Origin of the sequence: Halomonas sp. TD01, from assembly GCF_923868895.1 — a bacterium.
Taxonomy (GTDB): Bacteria; Pseudomonadota; Gammaproteobacteria; order Pseudomonadales; family Halomonadaceae; genus Vreelandella.
In genome coordinates, this window is record NZ_OV350343.1 from 158,931 (window position 1) to 181,857 (window position 22,927).

Sequence of the window (22,927 nt, forward strand, 5' to 3'; positions counted from 1 at the left end):
CATGGTAAATAACTATTTATTATCAGGCTAACAACACACTATCCTTGTACCCACGTTTTATGGCCCCATAACGCCTTAGTATTCGCAACATTTCGGGTGAGTCGCTGCACCGCCCTTTTTAATTGTAGGAATAGCGAGGACAACATGAGCGACAACACGACTTATACGCCACCGCGGGTTTGGAAATGGGAACCTGGTAACGGTGGAAAATTCGCTAACATCAATCGCCCCATTGCTGGTGCGACCCACGAGAAAGCATTACCCGTGGGTAAGCATCCGCTGCAGCTCTACTCTCTTGCAACCCCAAACGGCGTAAAAGTCACGGTAATGCTTGAAGAGCTGCTAGAACAGGGTATTAAACAAGCGGAATACGATGCTCACCTGATACAAATTGGCGAAGGTGATCAGTTTGGTAGCGGCTTTGTTGAGGTAAACCCCAACTCTAAAATTCCAGCGCTAATGGATCACAGCACCACCCCGCCCCAGCGGGTCTTTGAGTCAGGAGCGATTCTGCTTTATTTGGCTGAGAAATTTGGTGCGTTCTTACCCAATGACCCGGCGAAGCGAACCGAGTGCCTCTCCTGGTTATTTTGGCAAATGGGCAGTGCGCCCATGCTTGGCGGTGGCTTTGGTCACTTTTATGCTTACGCACCAGAAAAATATCAGTACCCGATTGATCGCTATACCATGGAAGTGAAACGCCAGCTTGATGTACTGGATCGCCACTTAGCGGATAACCGCTTTATGGCGGGAGATGAGTACACCATCGCGGATATGGCGATTCACCCGTGGTACGGCGCATTGGTGAAAAACCGCGTGTATGAAGCAGCTGAGTTTCTAGAAGCCCATACCTACCAGAACGTTTTACGCTGGACCGAAGAGATTGACGCACGCCCTGCCGTGCAACGTGGGCGAATGGTTAACCGCACCTGGGGAGAACCTAACGAACAGCTCCACGAACGCCACGATGCCAGTGACTTTATTAACAAGACCGAAGATAAACGTTAAACCCGGAATCAATGCGAACCGCCGCAGCTGTCGCATTGATTAACTACCGCCAAGGATGGCGATTTATCCGTTCTTCGCAATCAACCTTTTTCACTATCGATCTTTATTTTATTGTCCATAGCGTGTTTGCCAGAGGCAGTCCATGTTTGATCCAAAGTACGCCCAGCTGATATTTTCCTTCTTAATGGCACTGTTTATGTCGTGCATTATGTCGCTGGTGATTACGCTCTACAATGTCGGCTTTATTGATGGCATCATCTTTGTTTGGTTGAAAGCGTGGCTATTTGCTTTCGCGGTTGCTCTACCGGTAATTAATTTAGTAGCACCTATCGTACGACGCTTGGTAAAGGTGCTTATTAAACATTCACACTAAATATTCATACTAAACACCCAGGCCCAACATCCAAACTTAGCTCCGTTGATAGAGCCGAGCCTGTGTCACAAGCCCGGCTCTAGCGTAGCCGCCGTTGTAATATCGCTACTTAGAACTGGTACCGAACATTACCTGTAATGCTACGGCGGTCGCCATATCCACAATCGCCACCTTCGTAGCGGCACCAGGAAATGGTTTCTTCATCCGTGGCATTTTTCACATCAACCGAGAAGTCCCACTCGCCCACCGTATAGCCCACCATGGCGTCATAAAGCGTGTTAGAAGGCACAACGGGGGCATTGCCAGAACCAACATTATCCCCTACGTAGCGCACTCCTGCGCCAATACGCCAGTTGCTACCGACATAAAGACGGTTCCACCAGGAGGCCTGCTCTTCGGCAACGAACGGTAGCCGAGCACCCGTGCTATCGTTGGTCGCGTTTATATTGGTATACGCTAGCTGCGTCTCGAATTGCTGCCAGCGTTTATTGACCTGCAGCTCCCAGCCATCTACCACAGCACCCACTTGCTCTACACCGCCCGGTGTTGCGCCATCGCTGACTCGGTTATGCTGGGTAATATCAAAGTAAGCCGCGCTAATTGCCAACGACTGATCTGGCGAGATGTACTTAAAGCCAATCTCTTCTTGGTCACCGGTGGTAGGTTTCAACGGGCTGGGGTTCGCCGTGCCATCGCTGCCCAGATTCATCGAAAAGGCTTCCGCGTAGCTCACATAAGGCGAGAAGCCGTTATCAAAGCGGTACATCAGCCCCAGCCGCCCAGTTGTTTCACCTTCATCGCTAACCGTGTCGGGCCCTGACAACGCTAGCGTACGATTTTCTGCCCAGTCTCGTCGCAAGCCTGCGGATACAACGACCGGCCCGATTTCAATATGGTCGGCAAGATACACCCCGACCTGCTCGATTTCATTGTCGGGGCGATCGGTTGGGCTGAGCGCGTCTAGCTTCAGGTTGCCGTATTGGGGGTTATACACATTAAAGCGGCCGCCCTCGCCATACCCGTAATAGTAGTTATCCTGAGACCAACGGGCATCCTGACGATCAATACCGGTAATCAGCGTATGCTGGGTGCCACCCACTTCAAACGTTCCTTCCATACGCGCATCTATATTCAAAATACGCGTATCCGCATCTGCCATGAAGATCGTACGATTCACATCACCGCTGGCATCAGGAATACTGGGGATATCTACCCAATGTTCGCGAGTTTCGGTGCGAGAATTGGTGTAGCGCGCGGTGGCTGAAAAACCCCAGTTATCGTTCAACTGGTGATCAACAAACAGCGTTGCTTCAGTTTTTTCGCTGTCATAACGATCCCAGCCAGGTTCACCGACAAAGCGTTCAGAACCAATAAAGCCTTTTGAACCCGGCTCTAACGTGCCGACCTGAGGCAAGAACTGGGCAGACACCTGACTTTTATCTTCCTGGCGATTAAGTAGCAGCGTGATACTGGTATCGTCACTGGGACGCCAGGTAAACGAAGGTGCGATTAAGTAACCGTCATCGGCAACGTGGTCCACCTGAGTGTCGCTATCGCGCGCCAAACCAACGACCCGATACAAAAATGTGCCCTCTTCATCCGCAGCGCCAGTGAAATCAAATGCTAGCTGTTTGCGATCAAAAGAGCCGTACTGTGCCCAAACCTCTCCACTACGCTCTTCTTGGGGAAGCTTAGAAACACCATTAATAATGCCACCAAGATCTGCTTGGCCGTAAAGCATGGAAGACGGTCCACGCAGCACTTCGACACTTTCCAGCGCATAAACATTTGTTCGCACCGTATTATAAGAGCCATACAATTGGCGCAAACCATCCAAATAGCGCCCAGCATCTAGCCCACGTACTTTGGCACTATCGCCACGGGTATCAAACCCAAAGTTACCGGCGTAAACACCGGGGGTGTAGAGCAACGCATCCTGAATATTTTTAGCACCGCTGTCTTGTATAAACTCTCGATCGATAACCGACATAGAGAATGGCTGTTCTGCCAGCGGCACATCAAGCTTACCAACACTGGGATCTCGCTCAGCATCAATGTAGCCGAAGCGCCCTGCTGCGTCGGCAGTCACTTCGACTGTGCCAAGGTCGACGCTGTCATTAGTTGCGCTGTCTTGCGCATGAACGGCTGACATAGCCGCAGTCGACGTCAGCGCTACAGCAACGCTTAGCCGACGCAATCGAAAAGTAGGTGTAAAGGTCATTTGAATAGGATTCCAGAGCGAATGTTAAAGTTAATGATAGTAATTTTTATTCGCAAAAATATAGAGACCTAACCAAACGATGTCAATGCGCCCATAAGGCGACGTGGCAGAAGACAATAGCGGCGCTAGAAATGGACTTGGAAGGGAACCTCTCCTGCTGGCAGCCCTGCAGGAGAGGGAAATAAAACAAAAGCTATCAACAAGAAGTCAAAACACCTGCTACTTACTGAATACGAGAGTTATTCAGCGCGTAATTCCAAACACGATAGAAGTAAAAAATATACCCAAGACCAAACGTTAAAATTGAGATAATCATCCACAAAATGATATGACCAATATTGCTAAAAATATTGATATCACACACCATCTTACGCTCTGCACCAGTTGCAATATCCACGACTGAAGTGCGATTAATCACAAAGCGTGAAAACGAATAGGGGAAGAAAAACAGTGCAATCCCGAAGGTAATAATCGTTAGCACCACCCAAATCAACAAGTGGCCAATAATATCTAGAATAGAGAGATTCGCTTTAATATTCACGGTGCGCCCTTAAACGTTAAGAAACAAAGTGGCGCAGATTACCACCCACGTGTGTAAGCGTGAATGAAAAATTGCCGTCATGGCTATAAATTTATGATTTTTAATCGTTTAGTGAAGTCCACGAACGCCGTTCAGGCTTGAACCTGTACCTTCATCTTCCCGCTTAACAACACTAAGCGATCCATCTGTTTCAAGTACAACTGCTTGCGCTGCTTCTAGGCTTGCGAGGCCGCTGCTGCGGACGGCAGAGCGCACTTCGTCTTTGGTGACCCGTGCTCGGCGCAGGGAGGCCGTTAAAAATTTGCCACGGTACAGCAGCATCAATGGTTCGCCCGTCACCAACCGCTTTACCCAACTAACGCGTACGCTAAGCCATGTAATCACAAACTGAAGTGAAATCAGCAAGGCTAATGCCAGCGCTCCCTCTGCTAAAGCTACGTCTTTTGAAAGCAGCACGGTGGCCAACGTAGACCCCAGTGCAACAGTCACAATCAAGTCAAAGGCATTCATTTTAGACAGCGTGCGATTTCCCGAAATACGCAAAAACGCGACCAGCACGCCATAAGCAAGTACCCCAACGATCAACGTACGCAGCAAACTTTCCCAGCCGCTATAAAAGACCATATCCATATGAATCAACTCCTAAATGGTTATTAATGAGGAACATCTGGAGCCTTCCTATATTCAGGGTAGCAACCACCACCTAGGAGTGCGATGCCCACCACTCCGCATACGAGCTATTGTGAGGGGCAAGACCACCTTCATCGGGGGCGCCGTCCTGCCACCATACCGGGCCGCGCTCCCCCAGCAGTTCCTTGGCAGACTGCACCGCCTCGCGTGCTTGGCGTAGCGCTATTTCATCGTTTTGTTGCTGAGCAGTGCGCACCGCTCGGCGGGCTTTCATCAGCGCCTTTATGTGGGTACGTTTTTCATCATCGCTCAAGCGTGGGTCGGTACAGCGCCATAGCCGGTTTTTAGCCACAAAATAGCGGCCATCCGGCGTATGTGAGTACTTGTTGGCCATACCGCCCCCTTCCGCTTATTGTTTTACTAAAAGCGTTTCGTTAGCGTAATTGAACCGAATTTGTCTTGCTCATCTTGTCCGTCAAACTCACGCGTACGCTGAACAGCGGCGTACGTCACCTGCCAATCTTCCCAGGCCATGGCAAGCCCGGCGGAGGCTTCTGCTACCCATTCTTCACGGTCAACAGAATGGCTATCTCTAAACGTATTACCATCAAGTGTTAAGTTCTGCGCCATGTAGTAGCCTTCTACATTCGCAAACAGATACCACTGCCACCCACGATGGCCACTCATTAAATGGCGGCTGCCCGGGTTAGGTGTCAGCGTAGGAATGCCTTCGGCATCGTCCCCCCAGCGTGCGCTATAGCCAGCACTTGCATAGGTATACAAGTTGCCTAACGCTGCGCCCACACTGGGGCCGTGGGAGAACTGTTTACCTGCTAGCGGTATGTCATTCCACCAGTGGCGACGAACGGTTACATTCACCAGCGCCTCATCGCCCAGCTGGTTTTTCCAACCACGGGGGCGGTCGCTATCGGTGACACGGTGTACTTCACGCTGAATACTGTCGGCGAGCGAGGAGGGCCCCACGACACCAATATCAAGATGTAAATCGGTGGCTTGCGTCCACGGCCCCATCGGTACATCTTCATAAAGCGACAGGCCGCCGTAGACAAGACCTGCATAGGGGCGGTCATCTTCTATCAGAGAGTGGCGTTCGATATTGTTCGGCGTATAAATCTGGTGAATTAAGCGATAAGACGCTCTATCCGCTTGGCCGATAAAGCTATCGGGCAGCGCCGTCGCAAGGCGTTGCAGCCAACTTTGTGCTTGCGGCGTAAAGGTCCAGTTAAGCTCAAAACCACTGGTGAAGTGGCCGTCATCGCTGCTAGCAAGGCCATCATTTTCAAGCTTAACCGACAGGGAACTGTCGCTAGCTATAGCCAATGAGGGCAGTAAGCTTAACGGCAAAATAATGGGCAGTACCTTCCAGCATAGTGCGGAGGTATTGTTCATAGCTCAATCCTTGAGTATCGGGGGGAGGCAAGAGTGTTCAATCATTAACAAACATGAATGATTGCATGTAATAGCACGAATAGATAGCAAGCGTACTTTCTTGCTATCTATTCGCTAACTCAGTGCCTATCACGACATCCTGTCGTGAAAAAACGTCACCACACCATGGCCAAAACCTAGTGCTGAATCCGTTAGCGGTCTCGCAGTAGCCATTGCGGCGTGATTTCATGCTGGCCATTTTCATCGGTAATAAACAGCGAACCGTCGCTGATCATTACTGCCCAATTAATAGACCGCGGCAAATCCGCCGCGATGGTCGTAAGTGCCTCTTGGGGTAGCCCTGCCACATGAACATTTTTGAGTGCTGCCACTGCCGGTAACACTTTATTTTCCCACAGATCCACTCGCCCATAAGCCAACAGCGAAACACGCTCCGCACGGCGTGAACACCAAGTAAGACGTTCGGCATCAGGCAGGCCCACTTCTATCCAATGAAGCACGCGGCCATCCAAGCTTTTTTCCCACAAGGCAGGCTCGTCGACATCGGAAAGGCCGCGACCAAAAGCGAGCGATTCGCTGTACCACAGTAGGTAGGCGATCAAGCGTGCGCACATTCGGTCTTCGGTTTCAGAAGGGTGGCGGGCCACCGTAAAACGCAGCGTCTCAAAGACATTGCGATCAAGGTCCGTCAGGTTGACATCAACTTTGTAGGGGGTAGCACTCAACGCCATTGGAGATATCCATCTAAAATTTGCGCCAGTGTAGCGGATTTATCGAAACACAGGGCGGCAGTGCGCTATACCGCGCGGTAATCGTTTAATAAAGTGGCGTTTTTAATCGTGTCCTGCTCATGCATTGGCTCACGCCAGGTTTCTGCCAACGCTGCCTGGTACCACTCTTCCATGGCCGGATGGGCCAGTAGACGCTGAACATAAGCCTGTGATGCTTCGCTCAGCGGCAGGTTAAAGGTCTGTACCCGAAACGCAACAGGCGCGTAAAACGCATCAACAGCAGACAGCTTTTCCCCTGCCAAAAAGGGCCCCCCAAAGCGTTCAAGCCCTTCCTGCCATAGCGTATCCAGCCGTGCCAAATTGTTGTTTAGACCTGCTGAAAGCTCTTTAAGCCCAACACGCACGCCGCAGTTCATTGGACACTCAGCGCGCAGTGCACCAAACCCGCTGTGCATTTCAGCGCTGGCACAACGTGCCCAGGCGCGTGCTGCTTTGTCTTCCGGCCACACACTTGGGTACGTTTCAGCAAGATACTCAACAATAGCCAACGAGTCCCATACCGCCACCTCATCATCCGAATCCACCAAACATGGCACCAAGCCAGAAGGTGAGAAACGCGTAAAGGTGGCATGACTGTCCCCCACCCCACCTTCAAATGGCATAACATGTTCATTGAAGGGGATATTCAGCGCCTTCATTAGCACCCAAGGGCGCAGCGACCAAGACGAGTAATTCTTGTTGGCGATATACAGATCAAACATGCAACATTCCTTGTATAGGAAGTTAATAAGCAGCCATTCTTAACGCGCCGCCTGGGCTAAGGTATTGCCTCCTAATCCCATTAATACGCCGCCGCCGATGCGTTGAATCAACCTGGAGGGGCCATGGGACTTTTGTAGCCACTCCCGCAGCGGGCTGGCCAGCAGCACCACCATGACATCTGCAGAAGAGAACAACATATTGGTGGCGACACCTAGCCAAAGCAGTTGCCATGCCACCGGTATAACGCTGTCGGGCTGAACAAATTGAGGTAGAAACGCTACGAAGAAGAGCGCCGTCTTAGGATTGAGCACTTCTACCAGAAAGCTGTCACGCAGTACGCGCTTAGTAGTAGCCAGTGGAACTTCGTCGCCATGGGAGCGAATGCCTTGCTTCCATAAACGCAGCCCCATCCAGAGCAGGTAAAGCCCTCCGATGATCTTCATGGCAATGTAAGCTGGCGGAATGGCCGCAAACAGCAGCGCCAAGCCTAGCGCGGCAGCAATAACGTGGACGTAGCAACCGATATGTACACCGATAACCGCTAACCATCCTGCGCGTCGGCCTCGCCCCAGGGTTTGCGCTGCGGTGTACAACATCGCTGGTCCGGGTAGATAAGCAAAACCAAGCGCGGCAATTAAAAACGCGGCCCATTGCATCGTGACAGTTCCAAAGAAATCAGAGGTAGTAAGCCTGAGAATAAAACGGGGGTAGCGCAAGCGCTACCCCCTAAATAAGTAAAATTTGAATGAGCGAAAGCTTAGAAGTTAGGTTTGCGCTTCTCAACGAAAGCACTCATGCCCTCTTTCTGCTCTTCGCCAGCAAAGCAGAACGCAAACAGGCTGGTTTCCAGCGCCAGAGCGCTACCAAGGTCTTGATCTAGCCCGTCGTGAACGGCTTGCTTAGCACCGCGCACAGACAGTGGGCCGTTACCTTTAAGCTGCTTGGTGAGCTCTTCCACATAGTTTTCAAGCTCAGCCTGGGGCATCACACGGTTAACTAGCCCAATGCGCAGCGCTTCCTGGGCATCAATTTTGCGGCCAGTGGTTACTAGGTCAATCGCCATGGCGGGACCAACACGACGCGGCAAACGCTGGGTGCCGCCAAAGCCAGGAATGACGCCTAACAACACTTCAGGCTGGCCGAAGACAGCGTTTTCACTGGCTACCGCCCAGTCGCAGGCCAGTGCCAATTCGCAGCCGCCGCCAAGGCAAAACCCGTTCACTAGCGCGACCACCGGCACGGGCAATGTTTCTAAGCGCTTGATAGTCCGCAGTGCCTGGGTAGCAAAAGCACGCGCTTCTTCTGGGGTTTTATCACGCATTTCGGTGATATCAGCACCGGCAACAAACGACTTTTCACCGGCGCCAGTGATGATGACAGCGCGTAAACGTGGGTGCGCCTCAAGTTCCACAAGGTGTTCTTCTAAGGCACTTAGCACATCGCTATTCAATGCATTCAATGCTTTAGGGCGATTTATCGTCAATCGCACCATGCCGTCGTTATCAACTTTTTCAATCACTGCATCGCTCATACAGGCTCCTTAATTGTTATTGCGCATTAAAAATGAATACCCGCCAACCCTAGCGAACGCTTGGTTGGTAGGCAATCACTTCTTTTGTCGCGCTTGACTGACCTGATCCGCTTATCCTTACTTACGCATGCTCACTCGTAGATATGGAAGCCGCGACCGCTCTTACGTCCCAGGTACCCCGCATCCACCATGCGTTTTAGCAACGGGCAGGGGCGATATTTAGGGTCACCAAACCCTTCCTGCAACACATTCATGATCGCCAAACAAACATCGAGACCAATCAAGTCTGCAAGCGCCAACGGCCCCATTGGGTGGGCAGCGCCCAACTTCATTGCTTCATCAATGGCCTCCGGCGTTGCGGTTCCTTCTTGAACGATAAAGGCAGCTTCGTTGATCATCGGCACCAACAAGCGATTAACCGCAAAGCCCGGTGCATCACCAATGGGCACCGCCGTTTTACCAAGCGCTTTCGCCAGCGCTTCTATGCGCTCAACGGTGGTATCAGAGGTTTGTTCAGCACGAATCACTTCCACTAACTTGAGCACCGGCACTGGGTTGAAAAAGTGCATGCCCACTACCCGCTCGGGTCGCTCGCACACAGCGGCTAGCCGCGTTAGCGAGAGTGACGAGGTGTTAGAGGCAAGAATCGCGTCGCTGCTTAAATGACTAAGGTCACGAAACAGCTTCTCTTTCAGCGCGGGCTGCTCTGGGGCGGCTTCAATAATAATGCCACAGTCACTTAGCGCTTCTAGATCAGTAGTAGTGGAAAGCCGCGACAGTGCCTCCTGCTTAGCTGACTCGCTCATTTTTTCTTTCGCGACCAGCTTGCCAAGACCTTTATCAATATTGGCTTGGGCACGAGTAAGCTGCTCATCGGCGACATCAAAGAGACGAACCGTAAAACCACTGGCAGCGACCACCTGGGCGATCCCCTGCCCCATGGTGCCAGCTCCCACTACCCCGATTGGTTGTTCACTCATCGTTATTTTTCCCCTGAATCAGTGCTGTTTCGCTTCTTCACGCAGCACAAACTTTTGAATTTTTCCCGTTGACGTTTTTGGCAGTTCACTAAAAATGACGGTCTTGGGTACTTTGAAGCTCGCTAAATGCTCTCGGCAGTGAGCAATAATGTCGGCTTCGGTAATTTCACCATAACCGATTTTTAATTTAACAAACGCGCAAGGTGTCTCACCCCACTTTTCATCGGGCTTAGCCACAACGGCGGCTTCTTCTACCGCAGGGTGGCTATAAATGGCATCTTCCACTTCGATGGTGGAGATATTTTCACCGCCGGAAATAATGATGTCTTTAGAACGGTCTTTAATCTCGATATAGCCATCGGCGTGCCAAACCGCGAGATCACCGGTGTGATACCAGCCCCCTTCCAAGGCTTTCTCAGTGGCTTCGGCATTCTTCAGATAGCCTTTCATCACGTTGTTGCCACGCATCAAAATTTCACCGATGGTCTCGCCATCCTTCGCGACGGGTTCAAGGGATAGCGGGTCAGCCACGCAGAGCGCCTCAAGCATGTGGTAGCGCACCCCTTGGCGAGCCTTGATCTTGGCACGGGATTCCAGCGGTAGCTCATTCCACGCTTCACGCCAAGCGCAAACCGTCACCGGGCCATAAACCTCGGTTAACCCGTACACATGGGTCACTTCAATGCCGAGTTTCTCAACACCAGCAATCACTGACGCAGGCGGCGCGGCACCGGCGGTGGTCACTTTCACGGGATGATCAAATTCACGCTTCTGATCAGCCGGCAAGTTCACAAGTCCATTCAGTACAATCGGCGCACCGCTGAAATGCGTGACCTTCTCATCCACAATAAGGTCGTTGATCCGCTTTGGGTCGACTTTGCGCAGGCACACGCTAACACCGGCGTTGGCGGCAATCGTCCAGGGGAAACACCAGCCATTGCAGTGGAACATCGGCAGGGTCCAGAGATACACCGGATGATGTGGCATGGCCCACTCTAGGATATTGCTGACCGCGTTTAAGTAGGCGCCACGGTGATGATAAACCACCCCTTTAGGCTTGCCCGTAGTTCCCGAAGTATAATTAAGTGAAATAGCTTGCCACTCATCTTTAGGCAGCGTGTAGGCATAGTCAGCCTCACCTTCTGCAAGCAACGCTTCATACTCAACCTCACCAATGCCTTGGGTTTCGCCTAAAAACTCCAGATCGAAAACGTCAATAATCAGCGGCTTATCGTCTAATAAGGCAACGGCGTCGTTGATGACCTGTGCAAATTCAGGATCAACAAGAATGGCTTTCGCTTCACCATGGGCCAGCATGTAGCTGATTGCTTCGGCATCCAGGCGAATATTCAAAGTATTAAGCACGCAGCCTGCCAGTGGCACCCCAAAATGGGCTTCAAACATCGCCGGGATGTTCGGCAGCATTGCCGCCACCGTTTGGCCGGGCTGAAGGCCGCGCTTTTCAAGCGCCGAAGCCAACTGGCGACAACGAGTCCAGGTTTCTGCCCAGGTGCGGCGCGTTGTGCCATGCACCACCGCCGGGTAATCAGGATACACCGCCGCCGAACGCTCAATAAACGTCAATGGAGATAGCGGTACATGGTTAGCAATCGTGGGTGGCATGCCCTGCTCAAAAATGGATGCGTTCATAAATCACCTTTTGTGTTGACCGTTTTTATCTTGATAGTTAATCGCGCAATAGCTTTTTTATCGTTAGCGTTGATCTTGCTCTTCCGCGTCTTGGCTAGGCGCAGGCTCACGCCCGAACATATTTGTTTTTTGTACTAACACGTACAGCACGACCCCCGCGGCTAACCCCCACCCTGCACCATATACCGCCAATACGACGGCCATCGTGCCTGCGACGCCACGCTCAGCGGTGGTTTTAGTCTGTTCAATACCTACCATTAAGCAAATATAGCCAGTCAGCAGCAGGGTGAGCGAGAGTGCAATGGGCAACACCGGCTGAAACATGCTGACCAATGGCAGCGTAAATAGCGCAATAAAGCCGGTAATCCAGAAAGTGCCGCCGCCGCTATAAATCGATTCCATGGCATGTCGGCCATTCTTATAACGCTCAGCCATGGTGGCCGTTACAGCAGTCCAGATCGGGCCCGCCAAACCAGGATAGGGGGCAAAGAAAGCATGCATGCCGTTACGAATAGCGGTGACGTGGTGGATACGATCCGTGCTGTAGTCGATTTTTTCATCGGTACGAATATGATCCACACGGGACATCAACGTACGCCCTACGACAATGTCGCCGAACGCGATAACGTAGGCAATCACCGCCGTGGGTATGGCCAGCACAAAGACATCAACGCCAGGAAAGCCGACTGTAAAAGGTAGGTAGTTCCACATCTCAGTGAAATTCGGCTGGGTAATCCCCCACTCAATGGTAGGGCGTGGGTACTCACCAATCGCCCAAGCCACCAGAATCGCGATAATCATGCCTGGCACCATGCCGTAGTTGGCAATTTTGCGCATGATTGCGTGATCTTCCACCCAGCGTTTAAAGGCCACCGAAAACAGCATGAAAATAGCAATTAACATACCGGCGATCAGTGACACAGGGGTCTCAGCTAAACGCCCACCCTGCTGTATTTCACCGGTAATGGCCGCGATACCGGCACCGATAATAATGCCCGCCTGAAGGGAGTTAGGAACCAGGTGAACCAGCTTACGGCCCAGCCCGGTTACCCCTAAGATTAAGAAAATCAGAAAGACCAAGAATTGAAGTGCGAACAGCGCCTGAATAGCCTCAGGGCCTGGCTCAAAATCACCCAGGAACGCCAACACCACCGGCACGGCAGGCGTAATCCAGCCGGGCACCATCGGCACGCCTAGCAACGCGGGAAGCATAAAGCCGACGCCGCACACCACCACATACGCCAGGGCAACATCATAAGGCAAACCAAGGAACTGCTCTAAAAGCGGAATCATCGCCAGGCTAACCACAAACATGATGAGCCCCTGAATCATCTCTGCCATTTCCCAACGATAATGGACAAAGGGGAGCCGCACTTTAAACGGCCCTAAGGGCCAATATGGCTGCTCTTCACCGTGCTGGCGGTGCTTAAGTTGCATGAAGTACTCCTTGGTTTTAGTCATTAATGTTGTTGTGAATACCATTGCTTTGAACCGAAACAACGATTCAGCGTGACAATACACACAGCCGTACTGGCGCGATTAAGCACAGCGATACGCTTTAAAACGATCGTTTCACTGCGTATTAACGTAAGCCGCCGACCCAATGGGTCGGCGGAAATCAATGGTTAAGCAATCACGCTTGTGGGTAGTTTATGGCGTTAATTCGAAGTCACTCAGGCACTGCATACCCGCTTCGATAACCGCGCGTTGCGCGCGGCCATTCGGCAGCCACTGGGTGATAACAAAATTGGCGCTACACAGCTTGGCGCGATAAAACGGCTCATCACTGCCCTTTTGTAGCGCGCTGGTCGCATGAAGTGCGGCGCTTCCCATCTGCCAGGCACACAGCACATGGCCTGCCAGATTGAGCAACGGCGTCGCATAGGCCTGCACCGCATCTGGGCCAGTTTCTGGGTCACTGCCTTGCTCAAGCACAAGCTGCATAGCGGCCCGCAGGTCGTCGGCTCCTGCAGCCAGTGCATCACCAAGTGATGTAAGGCTAGATTCGGCTCGCAGCGCTTCTGCCGTATTGAGCACGTCATCTATCAGTGCTGTTAATGCCGCACCACCATCACGCTGTAGCTTACGCCCCGCTAAATCGAGAGCCTGAATGCCATTCGTACCCTCATAAATAGGCGCAATTCGTGCGTCTCGAAGTAGCTGGGCGGCGCCAGTTTCTTCCACATAGCCCATGCCGCCATGCACCTGAATACCCATCGATGCGATATCCACGGCTTGGTCGGTCGAAAAGCTTTTGACGATAGGGATCAGTACATCGGCGCACGCCTGGGCAGTTTGGCGCTCGTTGTCGCTTTCACTGTGCCGGGCAAGGTCCAACTGACCAGCACAGTAAAGCGCCAGGGCACGAAGGGCATCGGTACGAGCGCGCATTGAGAGCAGCATCCGGCGCACATCTAAGTGGTCGCTGATAGTGCATTCACTACCGCCACGAGATTTAGGCGAACGCCCCTGGGTGCGCTCCAAGGCATAAGCAAATGCATGCTGACAAGCACGCTCTGCCAAACCGATACCTTGAATACCCACTTTGTGACGCGCTTCGTTCATCATGGTGAACATGTGGTTGAGGCCACGTCCCTCTTCCCCCACCAGATAACCGATAGCGCCGTCATTCTCGCCAAAGCTTAAGGTGCAGGTAGGCGAACCATGAATGCCCAGCTTGTGTTCAATAGAGGCACAGGTCACGTCGTTACGCTCGCCCAGCGAGCCATCCGCATTAACCAGAAACTTGGGCACTAGGAAAAGTGAAATGCCCTTGTTGCCTTCGGGCGCATCGGGTTTGCGCGCCAGCACAAGGTGAATGATATTTTCGGCGGCGTCGTGTTCGCCCCAGGTGATATAGATTTTTTGGCCACTAATGCGGTAGTGGTCGCCTTCTGGGATGGCTTTAGTGCGTACTTTAGAAAGATCGGAGCCTGCCTGAGACTCCGTCAGATTCATGGTACCTGTCCAGGTACCTTCAACGAGCTTGGGGAGATACGTCGTTTTTAGCGTTTCGCTGCCGTGATGCGCCAGCGCTTCGATCGCGCCTGCCGTCAACATAGGGCAAAGACCCAGGGCCATATTGGCGCCGTGGAGCATTTCTTGAACGGCACTGGCGACCACTTCGGGTAGGTTTTGGCCACCTAGCGCTTCAGAAACACCAATGCCATTCCAGCCGCCTTCTACATACGCTTGGTAGGCCGCAGCGAACCCTTCCGAGGTGGTGACACTACCATCCGTGTGGCGCTTGGCACCTTGCCGATCACCGACACTATTGAGTGGCCCCCACACATCGCCTGCGAGTTTTGCTGCCTCTTCCAGCACCGCCTCAACCAAGTCGGGAGTGGCTTCTTCAAAGCCTGGCAGTGCAAGCGAGCGGTGTGCGAGTAACTCTTCGAGCACAAAACGCAAATCGCGTACCGGCGCGGCATAATAATTCATGGCAAAACCTCAGCGGAAATCGGTGATAAACAGCAATTAGTAAAAACACTATCACGAATAGTAGTTTCACTACTTTCATCACACCATTAGCCCAAGGTCTCACCTGCTGAAATAACATCAGCTCACTATCTACGTTTTTGTCTCAATTTTGCCCTATCCGCCCGAGTTAATTATCGACGAGCCTCGGTTTCCACATCATCGTAATAAACGATATGGGTTTGGTCTTCTGAGGGCGGGCCAACAATGGGTTCAACCGCACCCACGTCAGGCACGACATCAGAAAGGTCTTCCAAGTGCTCGTGCTCGAGCGCGCCTTGCATCAGTTCCTCTGTGACCACTAGCTCGGCACCTGCCGCCGTCATCGGCGTTGTTGGTGTAAAGGGAGCCACGGGAACCGGTGCAGGCCGCACGCTGCGCCGCCAACCAAAGAACAAGAGGAAAAACAGACTCAGTGAGCCAAATGCCCAGAACAGCCCCGCATCTCCCATGGCGGTCATTACCGGAGAGATCATAAGCGGGCTGATGGTGGCCCCAATGGAGTTGATTAATAACAGGCCCTGGCTCATGCGTACCAGTGCGCCTGCCGGAGCACGGTCGGCGGCATGGCTAACCGCCACCGGGTAAAGCGCAAATACACCGCCACCCAGTAAGAACAGCAGCGCTGCCAGCAAGGGCGTCGACATTGGCAGCCATATCATGGCCGCCGAAATCACTACACAGAAAGCGCTGATTCCGATCAATACGATTTGACGGTCGTGGCGGTCAGACCAGCGGCCAATGGGGTATTGAAGTAACATAGCGCCAAGAATCACGACGGCCATCATTTGCCCCACCTGATTGACGCTCATGCCAATGCGCTGCAAATACAGTGGCAGCAAGGTATAAGCGGCAGCCACTACCATGCCAGACCCTAAACTCCCCATCACTCCCGTCGGCGTCATGGTAATCAAACGGTGCGGCGGAAGCGGCTCAGCGTGCTCTATAATGGGCGATACCCGTGGAATCATTGCCATGGGCAGCACCGATAAAGACGCCAATAGACCAATCACCATAAAGGGAGCCGTTACCCCCATGGCACTGGTTACCCCCAACAGCAACTGCCCCAGCACACCCGCGGCGTACAGCGAGATCATATACATCGCTAGCAATCGACCACGTACTTTTTGATCGCCCGATGTCAGCAACCAACTTTCAATCACTAAGTAAACGCCCACGGTGGCCCAGCCGCCAATTAAGCGCAGCACAAACCAAGCCCAAGGGTCAAAAAACAGCCCTTGCAGTAACACCGTGACAGCAACCAGTGAAGCAAAGCTACCGTAAGCGCGGATATGGCCTATACGCAGTAGCAAACGGTCATTAACCAATGCACCTAACGCTAAGCCAATAAAGTAAGCCGAGGAGACAATACCAATCACCGTTGCCGACTCGCCCGCAGCGTCTAGCCGCACGGTAATCAGCGTGGCGAGAAAGCCATTGCCAATCCCAAGAATAAACAGCCCTAATAAGGGCGCTAGCGCCATAGCTAGCAGTTGCCGCGACATGTGTATACCTACCTTGCCTGAATAAAGAGTGGCCCGAATAACGATAAGCACGAATAACGAGAGGTTAGCCGTTAGCTCGCCTATCTCAAGCACGCCCATCACATCAGGCAGGCAGAAAACGGGCGCGCAATTATTGCTTTCAATGCTACAAAGTCAATGCTTTTTCATAGCCTTGGTATATAAATTAGTGTTTTTTAAATATTGCCGTGTCATTGCCAGGAAATTCCACTGACAAACCTCGCTGATCAGCCCACCAACAAAACGTCGCTTCACTGAAAAAGCACACATGGGTTGGGTCATTAATGTAGTGCCAGCGGGCAAATGCCTCGGGGGTGCTGACACGTTTTGTCATCACCCCAAGATAGCCCCCAGGGACTAATTTCTCGACCAGTTGGCTAAGTTCGTCGCCAGGTGATGACAAATGCTCTACTACCTCGGTGGCAGTAATAAAGTCATACCGACAGTTCAGCACTGCGACGTCTGGGGCATAAAAAATATCGTAAATCGCCATCGCGAGCCCCGCCTCTTCAAACATTACCGACAACGTAGGACCTGGACCACAGCCAAAGTCCAGCCCTCGGGCACCTTGCGGCAGTTTAGCCACTAATGGGTCAAATAAACGCCCCAGAAAACGCCGATATCCCGTATCATGCGGCGAATTCTGATGCTGGTCGTACTCTGCTTTTTCTTGAAGTGCATTTAAATGCTGTTCAGCAGGCACAAACACCAAGGCACACGTGGCACACTGGTAGTAATCGCGGCGACGGTCTTGGTGATATAGCGTCGGGTGAGGCGTATTGCATAGCGGGCAGCGTCGCATCATCGTATTCTCATGTTTTACGTTTGTATTTAAGGAAAGTGGCATGCTCTCAGGTTTGGACCATCTTGTTGTTACGGTGACTGATATGGGTCGCGCCGTGGATTTTTACTCTCGTGTGCTTGGTTTAGACGTGCGCTACCGAGACGCACAGCGGGTTGATCTTATACTCGGCGACACTGCACTGCGTCTGCATCAAACCGACACCGACATTGCCCCTGTTTCTGCCACTCCAACCCCTGGCAGCCTGGACTTATGCCTACGCTGCCTGCTGCCGCTGGATGAGTTCAAGCAGCATTTGGATGCGCTTGCTATTGACGTAGAGCTTGGCCCGGTTGCCCGCCAAGGCGCCAATGGCCCAATTGAGTCGATTTACTTACGCGATCCAGACGGTAATTTGCTGGAAATTTGCCGACCTGCTGCCCGCTAATGATAAGCCGCGCCAGCCGCGCTATCATAGTGGGCTTTAACGGTGCCCTTAAGGGCGCCTCATGGCGAATAGCAAAAAGGATCGGTTATGCGCGACGATGCCAATAAAGCACCTTTAGAAGGTGAAGTAATTAACGAAAGCACGCCCTCAGAACAGCCGGACACCACTATGGCGATGGTGATTTACGCGCTTTATTTGGCAAGCTTTTTGGTAGGGTTCACCTCGCTTGTGGGCATCGTTATCGCCTATGTCTATCGTGGTAAAGGCCCTGAATGGCTGGATGAACACTACCGCTATCAGATCCGCACGTTTTGGATTGGGCTGCTCTACGGCAGCATCGCCACTTTGCTAACGTTTATTCTGATTGGCATTCCCATGCTATTGGCGTTGGCCGTATGGTTTATTGTTCGCTGTGTGAAAGGCTTTAAGGGTCTGCAGGAGAAGCGTGCACCAACCAACGTTGATAGCTGGTTCCTGTAACTTATGACAGAGCAGGCAACTTCTAAAAAATCGCTTTTCCAGGCACGTGCCATCACAGGCCTTTGGAAACTACTGGCGCGTTGGCCACTTGCCGTTCTTTGGCGTATCGCCGTGCTATTAGGCCCGCTGGTCTATCGCTTTAGTAAACGAGAACGCCAGGTAACGGAAATCAATCTGCAAGTGGTTAACCCTGAGGCCACTACCAGCCAGCGCAAAGCACTTGCCATACAAAGCCTGCGCCACTCGGCAGCCACCATGTTGGAACTTGGCCATGCGTGGATGGCTGCTCCCGAAAAAGTAGAGGCCAGCATTTTATCGGTTCATGGCCGAGATAAACTAGACAGCGCCCGTGCCGATGGCCGCGGCGTGATTGTGCTTGCCCCACACTTTGGTAATTGGGAAGTGCTTAACTTTTGGCTCTCCAGCCACTTTCCTTTTACCGCCATGTACGAGCCACCCAAAATTGCCGACCTTGAGCCAATTATTCGCCATGGCCGTGAGCGTATGGGAGCAAGCTTGGTACCCACCAACGCCAGAGGCGTTGCTGCCCTTCTTAAAGCGCTAAAGCGTAGCGAAGCTATCGGCATCTTGCCGGATCAAGAACCAAACTGGGGCAGCGGTGTATTCGCCCCTTTTTATGGACGCGATGCTTATACGGCAACGCTGCTACCCAAACTAGTCGCCCGCACTCAGGCAAGGGTAGTTACTGGCGTTGCCTTACGGGTGCCCGGCAAAGGATTTGAAATTCATTTCCTTGACGCCGACGAGCAGGTTTACAGCGAAGATGATGTGGTATCGGCGACTGGCGTTAATGCCAGCGTAGAAGCATCAATCGCTCTTGATCCGACGCAGTATCAGTGGGAATACAAGCGCTATCGCAAAGTAATAGAGCAACAGCAAGGGCTAGCAAACGCCAAACAATTTAGGCTTTACTGAAGGGTAATGAGAAAATTTATGACCCAGCGTTATATTCCCAAAGAGGAAATGCGCCCGCCACAAATCATTTACGCACTTTACTTAGCGGGCCTAGTAACAGCAAATATTACGCTGTTGATTGGCGTTATTATCGCTTATGTGTATCGCAATGAAGCGGCGCCGTGGCTGCAAGCTCACTACCGTTATTTGATCCGTACTTTTTGGATAGGCTGTCTCTACTTTATAGTTACCTTTACCCTTAGCTTAATGTTAGTGGGCACATTGCTATGGCCACTATTAGTGGTGTGGCTTTGTGTGCGCTGCATTATTGGCTGGGTTGCAGTACGCAAGGGAGAGCCACCGGCTCGTCCTGGCAGCTGGCTCTGGTAATAACTAAGTATCCAACCCCCTATTCATCACTGAGGCGAGCGTACACATCGTCTAAACGCTCGATGTCATCTTCCCCTAAATAGCTGCCCGACTGCACCTCGATCAACTCTAAAGGAATTTTCCCAGGGTTCTCCAGTCGGTGTAGCGCACCAATGGGGATATAGGTGGATTGGTTTTCACTAACGAGAAAGGTTTGCTCGCCCACCGTGACTTGGGCGGTGCCACTCACGACGACCCAGTGTTCAGCACGGTGGTGATGACGCTGCAGCGAAAGCCGCCCGCCAGGTTTAACCGTGATGTGCTTCACCTGATAGCGTTCTCCGCTATCCATGGCCTGAAAACTTCCCCAAGGACGATGAACTAACGGCGCAGCGTGGGGTTCACGACGCCCTGCTTGAGTGAGTGATGCCACCAGCTGTTTAACCTGCTGCGCCTGATCGCGGTGGGCAACTAGCACGCTATCTGATGTTTCTACCACGATCAAATCTTCAACACCGAGCGTTGCCACCAGGCGGTGCTTAGCAATAACAAGCGAGCGTTGCGTATTGGCCAGGATCCCGTCACCGTTAACTACGTTGCCCGCTTTATCGGGCGTTTGCGTTGCCCATAACGCATCAAAGCTACCAATATCGCTCCATTGGGCATCCAACGGAACCACCGCTGCGTGGTCACAGTGTTCCATGACGGCGTAGTCGATCGACTCCGCCGGAGATGAGCAAAATGCATCTTCACCTAAACGTAAAAAGTCCAAGTCACGATGAGCGTCGTCAACAGCCTGTTGGCAGGCTGCCAGCATGGCTGGCTGCAAACGTTCAAGCTGAGACAGGTAAGTGGATGCTTGCAGTAAAAACATACCGCTATTCCACAGGGTCTTGCCTGCTTCTAAAAGATGCTGGGCACGCTCTGCGCTAGGTTTCTCGATAAATGATGCTATCTGGTGACCACCGCCCAAAGGGCTGCCACATGCAATATAGCCATAGCCTGTTTCTGGATAGGTAGGGACCACGCCAAACGTAACGAGATACCCTTGGGCAGCAAGCGGCTCTGCGCAAGCGACACTGTGAGTAAACGCTACTACATTGCCGATAACGTGGTCTGCTGGAAGCACAAGTAACAGTGGATCCTCGCCCGCTTGACGGGCTAATAGCGCAGCGCAAGCAATTGCCGGTGCCGTGTTACGCCCTTCTGGCTCTAACACCAACGTTCCCGCTAGACCGCTCTCACGCAGCTGCTCCGCCATTAAGAACCGATGAGCATGGTGCCCCATCAACATCGGCGGCTGAGTATCCAACCCCTCCAAACGCGCAAGCGTTTGCTGCAGCAGGCTTTGGGATGACGTTAAGCGCAAGAACTGCTTTGGCATCTGCTCACGTGAGAGTGGCCAAAGCCGCGTACCGCTGCCACCGCTAAGAATGACGGGCTGGATCATGGTGTCGTCCCTGTAGAAGTGGTTAATGCTGGCGTACCAAAGTCTTGCTGCAACCAATGACGCAGCTGGCTCATTTTCGCGGCTTCCTCTGGGCTTTCCAGTGCAGGCAACATGCCATTAATAAAACCACGTGCTTTAAAAGGTGCTAATAACCCAGGATCGCCGCTAATCACATGCACAGGCACTGCAGCACTGGCGTTGTCGCCAGTAATCAACGGTGCCGCCTGATGGTCTCCAAGTACAATCAATAGTGTGTTGTCATCAACCACTCGCTCAGCCCAGCGCCCTGTGACCTTCACAGCGTAGTCTATTGACCACGCGTAATGGTCACGGATGCGCTCAATATCCTGCCAGAGCACTTCTGGCGGATCGCCGGCCTCCTCCCAAGGGGCGAAAATACGCCCATCGCCAATCATCGACCAGTCTTCGAAAACGGGCAAAATTGGCGTCCATGGCGCGTGGCTAGAAATCAGTGCGAGTTGCGCGAATACCGGCATGTCTCCCAACAAATGTCGCTGGGTGTAATCCAGAGTGAACTGATCGGGCATTGTGACCCAGTTCAGCGGCGGCCCGGCGTAGGGTAAATCTTTCGCTGCCGCAATCTCATCAAAGCCGTAGGCCAGCCCTTCTGGCCAAGCCAATGTAATGGCGGGCATGACACTGAGCGTCCGCTGCCCAGTGCTACTAAAATCATCAACGAGTGTTGAATGGTCGCTTTCCAGCATCAGCCTGTACCATAGCTGGTTATCAATCCAGCGACCGCTCAGTGCCGTGGCATGGGCAAGCCATGACTGACCACCCCGTATAGGCGCTTTCAGCAAGCCTGACACAACGTGTAGATCGCGCTGCCCCAAACGTTGCTGTATGTCATCTAACGTGGAAAGCAAGACATTGCTATAGCGAGAGTCATTAATGGCCGATACACCATAAGACTCAATAAACGTTAATAAGACGTTGCGCCCCAACAAACCAGGTAATGGCCTGGGCTCTAACGGTGTATCCTGCAACTGCTCGGTAAACGCCACTCTTGCCTGATGAGTCGCCACTACCTGTTCCCACTGAAAACGCGTGGTGTTAACAGCAGGCAACGTTGATTTAGCAACTAAGCGCTTGCCGTTGGCCTCGGAAACCGCGAACCCTGCCGCAGTAATCATTACCAGGATGGCTAGAGCACCTGGAGCCCTCCATACCGATAGATGTTTCGCAGGTAACAGCAATCGCAGCATCACCCATAAACTCCCTAACAGGGCAGCGCTGCCAAACAACATCAGGAAAGTTGCTGCTAGTTGACCTACATTACCTACTAACAAATGGTAGATAGAGCGCACCAAGGGCACGTCCAGGTAGAGGTTTAGTGACCGACCAAACGCGGTGTGTGTCGCCGCATCACCTAGATTGGCTGCCGTTACCAAGGCAAGCCAACTTACCAACAAAATAGCCAGCCAGCGACGTAAGTTACCTGGGCGAATAAGCAGCATTACGGGTGCTATTACCCATGCTTCCCAAGCAATTAAAGGGGAGCCAATCTCACCGAAACGCCACCAAAGCGGCAATACCAGTAGAAAGTTGAGCGTTATACACGTGAGTAGAAGACGAATCATCAGCGCTTCAACAGCATAGCAATCACCTCAACATTACACGCTTAAT

General features: G+C 52.3%; 23 protein-coding genes. 6 read left to right on the forward strand and 17 right to left on the reverse strand.

Translation table 11 applies throughout. The features are described from left to right. Positions 1-144: 144 nt before the first annotated feature. Complete coding sequence (gene yghU, locus L1X57_RS00765) at positions 145-1,008, forward strand: glutathione-dependent disulfide-bond oxidoreductase (protein ID WP_009722460.1); 864 nt, start codon at positions 145-147, stop codon at positions 1,006-1,008. Between the two features lie 142 nt (positions 1,009-1,150). Then, positions 1,151-1,381, forward strand: a complete 231-nt coding sequence (locus L1X57_RS00770; protein WP_009722459.1) for a DUF2798 domain-containing protein — start codon at positions 1,151-1,153, stop codon at positions 1,379-1,381. Positions 1,382-1,490: 109 nt separating this feature from the next. On the opposite strand, the gene L1X57_RS00775 is transcribed toward L1X57_RS00770, so the two are convergent. The 15 genes from L1X57_RS00775 to L1X57_RS00845 form a co-directional block, all read right to left on the reverse strand. Continuing rightward, positions 1,491-3,602 (reverse strand): TonB-dependent siderophore receptor, encoded by a 2,112-nt coding sequence (locus tag L1X57_RS00775; RefSeq protein ID WP_009722458.1) that lies wholly within the window; start codon positions 3,600-3,602, stop codon positions 1,491-1,493. Positions 3,603-3,825: 223 nt separating this feature from the next. Further along, complete coding sequence (locus L1X57_RS00780) at positions 3,826-4,143, reverse strand: DUF6693 family protein (protein WP_009722457.1); 318 nt, start codon at positions 4,141-4,143, stop codon at positions 3,826-3,828. Between the two features lie 108 nt (positions 4,144-4,251). Then, positions 4,252-4,773, reverse strand: coding sequence for a DUF421 domain-containing protein (locus L1X57_RS00785; protein ID WP_009722456.1), 522 nt, complete (start codon positions 4,771-4,773; stop codon positions 4,252-4,254). 73 nt (positions 4,774-4,846) lie between these two features. Beyond that, positions 4,847-5,167, reverse strand: a complete 321-nt coding sequence (locus tag L1X57_RS00790) for a hypothetical protein (protein ID WP_009722455.1) — start codon at positions 5,165-5,167, stop codon at positions 4,847-4,849. Positions 5,168-5,193: 26 nt separating this feature from the next. After that, a complete protein-coding gene (locus L1X57_RS00795; protein ID WP_009722454.1) occupies positions 5,194-6,183 on the reverse strand; it encodes a lipid A deacylase LpxR family protein in 990 nt (329 codons plus the stop codon). A gap of 191 nt (positions 6,184-6,374) precedes the next feature. After that, complete coding sequence (locus L1X57_RS00800) at positions 6,375-6,914, reverse strand: YaeQ family protein (protein ID WP_009722453.1); 540 nt, start codon at positions 6,912-6,914, stop codon at positions 6,375-6,377. A gap of 65 nt (positions 6,915-6,979) precedes the next feature. Further along, a complete protein-coding gene (locus L1X57_RS00805) occupies positions 6,980-7,675 on the reverse strand; it encodes a glutathione S-transferase family protein (protein ID WP_009722452.1) in 696 nt (231 codons plus the stop codon). A 39-nt stretch (positions 7,676-7,714) separates the two neighbouring features. Then, positions 7,715-8,332: a LysE family translocator gene (locus L1X57_RS00810; protein ID WP_009722451.1), complete on the reverse strand. Its 618-nt coding sequence runs from the start codon at positions 8,330-8,332 to the stop codon at positions 7,715-7,717. Between the two features lie 101 nt (positions 8,333-8,433). Then, the gene (locus tag L1X57_RS00815) at positions 8,434-9,207 is read right to left on the reverse strand and encodes an enoyl-CoA hydratase-related protein (RefSeq protein ID WP_009722450.1); all 774 of its coding nucleotides are present in this window, start codon (positions 9,205-9,207) and stop codon (positions 8,434-8,436) included. A gap of 131 nt (positions 9,208-9,338) precedes the next feature. Continuing rightward, positions 9,339-10,187, reverse strand: coding sequence for a 3-hydroxybutyryl-CoA dehydrogenase (locus tag L1X57_RS00820; protein ID WP_009722449.1), 849 nt, complete (start codon positions 10,185-10,187; stop codon positions 9,339-9,341). A gap of 18 nt (positions 10,188-10,205) precedes the next feature. Continuing rightward, a complete protein-coding gene (locus tag L1X57_RS00825; protein ID WP_009722448.1) occupies positions 10,206-11,837 on the reverse strand; it encodes an acyl-CoA synthetase in 1,632 nt (543 codons plus the stop codon). Between the two features lie 63 nt (positions 11,838-11,900). Continuing rightward, positions 11,901-13,274 (reverse strand): solute carrier family 23 protein, encoded by a 1,374-nt coding sequence (locus L1X57_RS00830; protein WP_009722447.1) that lies wholly within the window; start codon positions 13,272-13,274, stop codon positions 11,901-11,903. Positions 13,275-13,487: 213 nt separating this feature from the next. Continuing rightward, positions 13,488-15,278, reverse strand: coding sequence for an acyl-CoA dehydrogenase (locus L1X57_RS00835; RefSeq protein WP_009722446.1), 1,791 nt, complete (start codon positions 15,276-15,278; stop codon positions 13,488-13,490). Between the two features lie 170 nt (positions 15,279-15,448). Continuing rightward, positions 15,449-16,819 (reverse strand): MFS transporter, encoded by a 1,371-nt coding sequence (locus L1X57_RS00840; RefSeq protein ID WP_234667856.1) that lies wholly within the window; start codon positions 16,817-16,819, stop codon positions 15,449-15,451. A gap of 184 nt (positions 16,820-17,003) precedes the next feature. Continuing rightward, positions 17,004-17,642 (reverse strand): class I SAM-dependent methyltransferase, encoded by a 639-nt coding sequence (locus L1X57_RS00845; protein WP_009722444.1) that lies wholly within the window; start codon positions 17,640-17,642, stop codon positions 17,004-17,006. 40 nt (positions 17,643-17,682) lie between these two features. On the opposite strand from L1X57_RS00845, the gene L1X57_RS00850 reads away from it, so the two are divergent. The 4 genes from L1X57_RS00850 to L1X57_RS00865 all read left to right on the forward strand — a co-directional run bounded on the left by L1X57_RS00850 (position 17,683) and on the right by L1X57_RS00865 (position 19,851). Further along, positions 17,683-18,066 (forward strand): VOC family protein, encoded by a 384-nt coding sequence (locus L1X57_RS00850; RefSeq protein ID WP_009722443.1) that lies wholly within the window; start codon positions 17,683-17,685, stop codon positions 18,064-18,066. An 87-nt stretch (positions 18,067-18,153) separates the two neighbouring features. Next, positions 18,154-18,546: a DUF4870 family protein gene (locus L1X57_RS00855; RefSeq protein ID WP_009722442.1), complete on the forward strand. Its 393-nt coding sequence runs from the start codon at positions 18,154-18,156 to the stop codon at positions 18,544-18,546. Between the two features lie 3 nt (positions 18,547-18,549). Further along, a complete protein-coding gene (locus L1X57_RS00860) occupies positions 18,550-19,482 on the forward strand; it encodes a lysophospholipid acyltransferase family protein (protein WP_009722441.1) in 933 nt (310 codons plus the stop codon). A gap of 18 nt (positions 19,483-19,500) precedes the next feature. Next, positions 19,501-19,851 (forward strand): DUF4870 family protein, encoded by a 351-nt coding sequence (locus L1X57_RS00865; RefSeq protein ID WP_009722440.1) that lies wholly within the window; start codon positions 19,501-19,503, stop codon positions 19,849-19,851. A gap of 19 nt (positions 19,852-19,870) precedes the next feature. On the opposite strand, the gene L1X57_RS00870 is transcribed toward L1X57_RS00865, so the two are convergent. Continuing rightward, complete coding sequence (locus L1X57_RS00870) at positions 19,871-21,280, reverse strand: mannose-1-phosphate guanylyltransferase/mannose-6-phosphate isomerase (RefSeq protein WP_009722439.1); 1,410 nt, start codon at positions 21,278-21,280, stop codon at positions 19,871-19,873. After that, positions 21,277-22,881 carry an alkaline phosphatase gene (locus tag L1X57_RS00875; RefSeq protein WP_234667858.1) on the reverse strand — a complete coding sequence of 535 codons (1,605 nt, stop codon included), beginning with the start codon at positions 22,879-22,881 and terminating at the stop codon, positions 21,277-21,279. Before L1X57_RS00875 ends, L1X57_RS00870 begins: the two co-directional genes overlap by 4 nt. Between the last annotated feature and the right edge of the window lie 46 nt (positions 22,882-22,927).